General features: G+C 61.3%; 6 protein-coding genes and 1 pseudogene. 4 read left to right on the plus strand and 3 right to left on the minus strand.

From position 1 onward, the window contains the following. The 4 genes from ACRESD_RS06405 to ACRESD_RS06420 form a co-directional block, all read left to right on the plus strand. On the plus strand, positions 1–671 hold a 671-nt coding region (locus tag ACRESD_RS06405; RefSeq protein WP_431750157.1), incomplete at its 5' end, for a thiamine pyrophosphate-dependent enzyme. Continuing rightward, entirely contained in the window at positions 668–2,110 is a 1,443-nt protein-coding gene (locus ACRESD_RS06410; RefSeq protein ID WP_431750158.1) for an aldehyde dehydrogenase family protein, read from the plus strand. The genes ACRESD_RS06405 and ACRESD_RS06410, both read left to right, overlap by 4 nt. Positions 2,111–2,481: 371 nt before the next feature. Continuing rightward, the gene (locus ACRESD_RS06415; RefSeq protein ID WP_431750159.1) at positions 2,482–3,669 is read left to right on the plus strand and encodes a cyanate transporter; all 1,188 of its coding nucleotides are present in this window, start codon (positions 2,482–2,484) and stop codon (positions 3,667–3,669) included. A 137-nt stretch (positions 3,670–3,806) separates the two neighbouring features. Continuing rightward, positions 3,807–4,742 (plus strand): LysR family transcriptional regulator, encoded by a 936-nt coding sequence (locus tag ACRESD_RS06420; protein WP_431750160.1) that lies wholly within the window; start codon positions 3,807–3,809, stop codon positions 4,740–4,742. 3 nt (positions 4,743–4,745) lie between these two features. Here the strand turns inward: ACRESD_RS06420 and ACRESD_RS06425 are convergent, their stop codons facing one another. The 3 genes and pseudogenes from ACRESD_RS06425 to ACRESD_RS06435 all read right to left on the minus strand — a co-directional run. Further along, a complete protein-coding gene (locus ACRESD_RS06425) occupies positions 4,746–5,108 on the minus strand; it encodes a 5-carboxymethyl-2-hydroxymuconate Delta-isomerase (protein WP_431750161.1) in 363 nt (120 codons plus the stop codon). A 70-nt stretch (positions 5,109–5,178) separates the two neighbouring features. Further along, positions 5,179–6,366: a low temperature requirement protein A gene (locus ACRESD_RS06430; protein WP_431750162.1), complete on the minus strand. Its 1,188-nt coding sequence runs from the start codon at positions 6,364–6,366 to the stop codon at positions 5,179–5,181. 25 nt (positions 6,367–6,391) lie between these two features. Then, a pseudogene (locus ACRESD_RS06435) lies at positions 6,392–6,580 on the minus strand (LysR family transcriptional regulator); the annotation flags it as partial.

Consider the following 6,580-nt stretch of genomic DNA (forward strand, 5'->3'; position numbering starts at 1 on the left):
TCGCCGCCACGGCCTTGCTGGATGACTTGCGCAGCAAGCCTCTGCCTGACCGGGATGCAACCTGGGGCGCGCAACGGGTCGCCCGTCTGTGGGCCGAACTGACACCCGCGTGGGATGCAGCCACCCGTGCGCAAACCCTGCTACTCAACACCCTCCTGGATGAATTGCCTGGCGCCGTGTTGGTGGGCGACTCCACCCAACCGGTGTACAGCGGCAACCTGACCCTCAACCTCGACCACCCGCGTCGCTGGTTCAATTCCTCCACCGGCTACGGCACCTTGGGCTATGCGTTGCCGGCGGCGATCGGCGCATGGCTGGGGCGTGGCGATGGGCAACCGGTGGTGTGCCTGATCGGCGACGGTGGGTTGCAATTCAGCCTGCCGGAACTGGCCAGTGCGGTGGAAGCGCGCACGCCGGTCATCGTGCTGCTGTGGAATAACCAGGGCTATGAAGAGATCAAGAAATACATGGTCAACCGCGCCATCGAGCCGGTGGGCGTAGACATCTACACGCCGGACTTTATCGGCGTGGCCAAAGCCTTGGGCTGCGCGGCCAAAAGCGTCCACGGCATCGAACCGTTGCGGGCGGCGTTGCGGGCGGCAACGGATCGCCAGGGGCCGACATTGATTGAAATCGACCAGGCATTGTGGATGCAGGCGGTGGCGGTATGAGCACGGTATTGAACGGTGTCTACATCAATGGCACTTGGCGCGCCGGCCATGAAGTCTTGGAGGTGATCAACCCGGCCACGGAAGCGCCCCTGGCCCAGGTCAGTGTCGGTGATGCCGTGGCGGTGAAGCTGGCGTTGGATGCCGCCAGCGCGGCCTTTGCCGACTGGTCGAAAAGCACGGGGGGTGATCGCGCTGCCTTGTTACGCAAAGTCGCCCAAGGCGTGCGCGAACAGCGTGAACAATTGATGCACATACAGGCAAGCAACAATGGCAAGCCGCTGTTTGAAGCGGGCATCGATGTGGACGACGTGGTAGCCACCTTCGAGTACTACGCCGGCGTCTGCGACGCGATGGACGCGGGGCAAGACGCCCCGGTGGCACTGCCCATCGACGAGTTCAGCGCACGTCTGCGCCGGGAACCGTGTGGCGTGGTGGGGCTGATCGTGCCGTGGAATTTCCCGATGGTGACCACCGCCTGGAAACTCGCCCCGGCCCTTGCCGCTGGCTGCTGCGCAGTGCTCAAGCCATCGGAAGTCACGCCGTTGGCCGAGCTGCAACTGGCGCGGATCATCGCCGAGGCCGGGTTTCCGGCGGGGGTGTTCAACCTGGTATGCGGCACCGGCTTGGCCGTGGGTGCGCCGCTGGCGGCAGACCGTCGAGTGGCGAAGATTTCCTTCACCGGCAGCAATGCGGTGGGCGTCCAGGTAATGCAACGTGCCGCCGAAACCGTCAAGGGCGTGAGCCTGGAGTTGGGCGGTAAATCATCGCTACTGGTGCTCGCGGATGCCGACCTCGACCTGGCGGTTGAACTGGCCTGCGGTGGTGGTTTTTTCAATGCCGGGCAAATGTGCTCAGCCACTAGCCGAGTGCTGGTGGCTGACAGTTTGGCGGATGAGTTCCTGCAGCGTTTGCAGGCACGGGCTGAAAGTATTCGTGTCGCGGCCCCGTTTACCGACGATGTGGAAATGGGCGCACTGATCAACCGTGCGCAGTACCAGCGGGTGCTGGAGCATATCCAGCGCGGCGTGCAGGACGGCGCCCGACTGCTGTGCGGCGGAGCACGCCCGACGGACCTGGAAAAAGGTTACTTCATCCGCCCGACCGTGTTTACCGACGTGCCGCTGGACAGTGCGTTGTGGAACGAAGAGATCTTCGGCCCGGTGCTGTGTGTCCGTCGTTTCGCCGATGAAACCGAGGCCATCGCCCTGGCCAACGACAGCGACTTCGGCCTGGTCGCCAGCGTGGTCAGCCGCAACGTCGAAACCGCCGAGCGCGTGGCCAATGCCTTGCAGGCCGGAATGGTGTGGATCAACGCCCCGCAAGTGATCTTCCCGCAAACAGCGTGGGGCGGTTACAAGCAGAGCAGCATCGGCCGTGAGTTGGGTCCGTGGGGGTTGGCGGCGTTTCAGGAGATCAAGCATGTGATCCGCGCTATCTAATGTGAGAGGGGGCTTGCCCTAATGCCAGTCAGTTAAGAAAATCTGCCGCGACCAAACTCTTGTAGTGAGCGGGCTTGCCCCGCGCTGGGCGGCGAAGCCGCCCTAACAAGGACGCCGCGGTGTTTCAGAAAGACCAAGGTGCCTGGGGTTGGGGCGGCTTCGCTCCCCAGCGCGGGGCAAGCCCGCTCACTACAGATGCTGCGCTCGTCACCCCACCGCTTAACTGACTGGCATTAGGGCTTGCCCCCTCCCACATTTTGCTCAGTGGTGTGTCAGCTCACTGCATTTTTTCAATAGCCCTTGCGACTTTCTCGTTTGCTCCCCTCCCCCACGCGTGGCCTGATTCACCCTTGTTCACTCAAGGCCCGCCCATGGAAAACGTTCACGCAAAACCCACCACCGCCATTTGGCTGATGATCAGCGTTGTACTGGTCGCCCTTAACCTGCGCCCGTCGATGGCGGCCGTGGGGCCATTGCTGTCTTCGATTCGCGGTGATGTGCCGTTGAGTTTCAGCAGTGCCGCCTTGTTGACCATGCTGCCGGTCATGGCCATGGGCTTGGCGATGTTCTTTGGCATGGGTTTGGCCAAACGCTTTGGCGAGCACCGCAGTATCGTGTTGTCGTTACTGGTGATCGGCGTGGCCACGCTGTCGCGGTTGTTCCTGGACTCGGCGTTGGAACTGATCGTCAGCGCCATCGCGGCCGGTGTAGGGATCGCGATGATCCAGGCGGGGATGCCGGCGCTGATCAAGTCGCGGTTCAGCGGTAACGTGTCGCTGTTCATGGGCCTGTACGTCACCGCCATCATGGGCGGCGCGGCGCTGGCGGCATCGTTCGCGCCGTTCGTGCAAGTGCAGACCGGCAGTTGGCGTATTGGCTTGGCGATCTGGGCGGTGCTGGCGTTGCTGGCTCTGGTGTTCTGGTACGGACAACGCTCGGTGTTGCCATCGCTGCCCCAAGCCAGTGCGGGCCCACAAACGTCGTTTTTCGGCAATCGCCGCGCCTGGCTGCTGGCTATCTTTTTCGGTCTCGGCACCGCGTCTTACACCTGCGTGCTGGCGTGGTTGGCGCCTTACTACGTGGAGCAAGGCTGGAGCGAACAGAACGCCGGCCTGCTGCTGGGGTTCTTGACCGCCATGGAAGTGGTCTCCGGGTTGGTCACGCCAGCCATCGCCAACCGCCGCCAGGACAAACGCAGCGTGGTCGCGGTGTTGCTGGTGCTGATCATCAGCGGTTTCTGCGGGTTGATTCTTAGCCCACAGCACCTGAGTCTGCTGTGGCCGTGCCTGCTCGGCCTGGGCATCGGTGGGCTGTTTCCGATGAGCTTGATCCTGTCCCTCGACCACCTGGACAACCCGCGCCGCGCCGGTGGCCTGACCGCGTTCGTGCAAGGGATCGGTTACCTGATCGCAGGCCTGTCGCCGCTGATCGCCGGGATGATCCGCGACCAATTGGGCAGTTTCGAATGGGCCTGGTGGTCGCTGACGGCCGTGGTCGTGGTGATGCTGGTGATCGTGACTCGATTCAACCCCCAGCATTACGCCCGGCATATCCGCTGACGTCGTGTTGCCAACAGTATTTGTCCCACACCAAACATAGAAACATCCTACAGAGCTTTCTATTGGTACGACCGTTCCGTTAAGCTTTTGCGCAGTCTTGTACTGAGTTCGGTACAAAGGGTTTACGGACGAAACCGATGCTAAACAGTAACTTGCTCAGAAAGCTCGATATGCAGGACTTGATGGTGTTTATCGCCGTCTATGACCAGAGCAGCGTTACCGAGGTGTCCGAAACGCTGTTCGTCAGCCAGTCCACCGTGAGCTATAGCCTGAAGAAGCTGCGCACCAGCTTTGAAGATGAGCTGTTTATCAACACGCGGGCTGGCATGCGGCCGACCTACAAGGCCACCACCATGTATGGCCATGTGCAGAAGATCCTGGAAAGCATCAACCAGTGCCACGCCGGTGGCCAGGCGTTCGACCCGACGCAGAAGGCCGTGACCTTCAACGTGTGCGCACCGGAGTATTTCGAACAGTTGATCCTGCCGCGCCTGCTGAAGCGCTTCGACCACGCCGACCTGCCGGTGGTCGTCAATGTGCGAAAGCTGGAAACCGAAATCCCCGCCGACGACCTGCGCGAGGGTCGCCTGGACCTGGTGATCTGCTTCGGTCCGCACTTTCACCGCGCTCATAAAGACTTCAAGACCCAGATGCTGCTGGAAGATGACTTGGTGTGCGTCTTTGACAAACGCTCGGCGCCACGGGAACCGGCTTTCAGCCTGCAATCCTTCGTCGAACGGCGCCACGTGTTCCCCACGCCATGGAACTCGGATACCAACATGATCGACGGCTGGCTGGCCCGCCAAGCGCACAAGCGCCAGGTGATCGCCCGGGCCAACAGCTACAGTGCCGCCTTGAAGATGATCGCCGGCACCGACTTTATCGTCACCCTGCCGCGCCGTGTGCAAAAGCTGCTGGCACCGGCACCCACGTTCGGCCATTGCGAAGCACCCAACGGGTTGCCGGGGTTTACGTTGGATATGCAGTGGAACGAAACCAGCGAACAGGACAGTGCCAATACCTGGTTTCGTGAACAGGTGGTGAAGGTGTGTGCCGATCAGGGCTTGTTGTAAGCCTCAGCCGATCGCGACTTTGCTGTAGGACTCACGGTCCATGTCCACCAATTGCACACTGAGTTGAACCTGTAGATCCTTCGGCCATTCCCCCAGGTCCTGCAACGCGGCCAACAGGCTTTGCGACAATTGCTGCTTAATCTGCGGTGAACGTCCGCTGAGCAGCGACAGGGTCACCGCGATAAAACCACGCGGGCTGAGGGAGGTGCCGACCTGGAAACTCTCCACCTTCACTGCGCGGCTCTTGATATCGAACTCGGAAGCGAACTGACCGGACGCCATCAACACGTTGTTGAGCCGCAACAGGGTTTTCTCGACGGGCAAGTCTGTCAGATTGGCAGTGTATTCCAGGTGCAGGTGCGGCATTAAAAGCTCCCAATGGTTGTAGGAAAAGAGTCATACGTATAGCACGCAGCCGAACGAAATCAGAGCGCTTTCAGTGTGAAACTTCAGTCACGCTACGCAACGAACGGTTCTCCCAAAACCCCACGATGACCAACACTGCCGTGGTCAGCGCCCCCAGCACCAACGCCGAAAACACTTGCTGCCAGCCCAGCGGCAATAGCACCAGCAATATGAGCAAACCGCCCAGGTGCGAGAGCGGCGGCCACGGTCGGTCACTCATCACCCATTTGAACAACGCACTGCCCAACAGAAACAAACCTGGGCCGGCGATGATCGCCACGACGCCCGCCTGGCTGGCATGCCCTGGGTGCACCAGTACCAGTTCATCGGCCACCGCACTGACAATGATCCCGGCGACGATCAACACGTGCAGGTAGGTGTAGGCGATCCGTGCCTGACGGCCCGGGTCGGCGGAACTGGCAATGCGGTGATGGGCACGTTCGGCACCGCTGTCGAAATAGATCCACCACAGGGCAATACTGCCCACCACGGCCACCAGGAATGCCCCCAGGCCTTCGATGCTCCAAGGCAACTCGGCGAAGGTAGCGCCGGTCACCAGCAATGACTCGCCAAGGGCAATGATCACGAACAAGCCGCAACGCTCGGCCATGTGATTGCCTTCCACATTCCAGTCCGCCAACGTCGAACGCCCAAGCCCCGGCACCCAGAAGTACACCGACGGCGAGATCAGTTCGATCAACAACGCCAGCACCCAGAACACCAGGCGCTGCTCGCCTTCGAGTAACGCACCGGTCAGCCAGAACACCGCGGAACAGAGCATCCACGCGAGAATCCGCTGGAAATTGCGGGTCATGTTCAGTGACTCGCCGCGCACTGCCCACAACGCAAACAGCGTGCGGCCCACTTGCATGACGACGTAGGCACCGGCGAACAGCAGGCCTCGATCCGTAAACGCCTTGGGGATCGAGGACGACAGCAGCAGGCCAGCCACCATCAAGCCGAACAGGCCGATGCGGATGGGGATTTTTTCCGGGTCGAGCCAGTTGGTGATCCACGAGGTGAAGATCCACACCCACCACACCGCGACCATCATCAGCACCACCTGCACCGCGCCACCCAAGGTCAGGTGGGCCAGCAGCGAGTGAGACAGTTGGGTCACGGCGAACACGAACACCAGGTCGAAAAACAACTCGACCATGCCGACCTTGCCGCTGTCCTGGCTACCGCGCCCACGTAATAAAGAACGGGATGAGGTCATCGGTGGATCTCCCTGAAGGGTTATCTCAAGATTTTGGCGCGATCACCGGCAACAGGTCGCGATCACTCATGAAGGCCTCCAGCCGCGAGCGCATCCAGCGTTCCGCCGGGTCGGTGTCGACGTGGCTGAGCCAGACCATGGACAGGTCCAGGGTCGGGGTTTCAAACGGAAACGGCTCGCAGAACAGTTGCCCGCTGGCGGCCATGGCCTGGGC

Source organism: Pseudomonas sp., from assembly GCF_050739995.1.
GTDB lineage: Bacteria > Pseudomonadota > Gammaproteobacteria > Pseudomonadales > Pseudomonadaceae > Aquipseudomonas.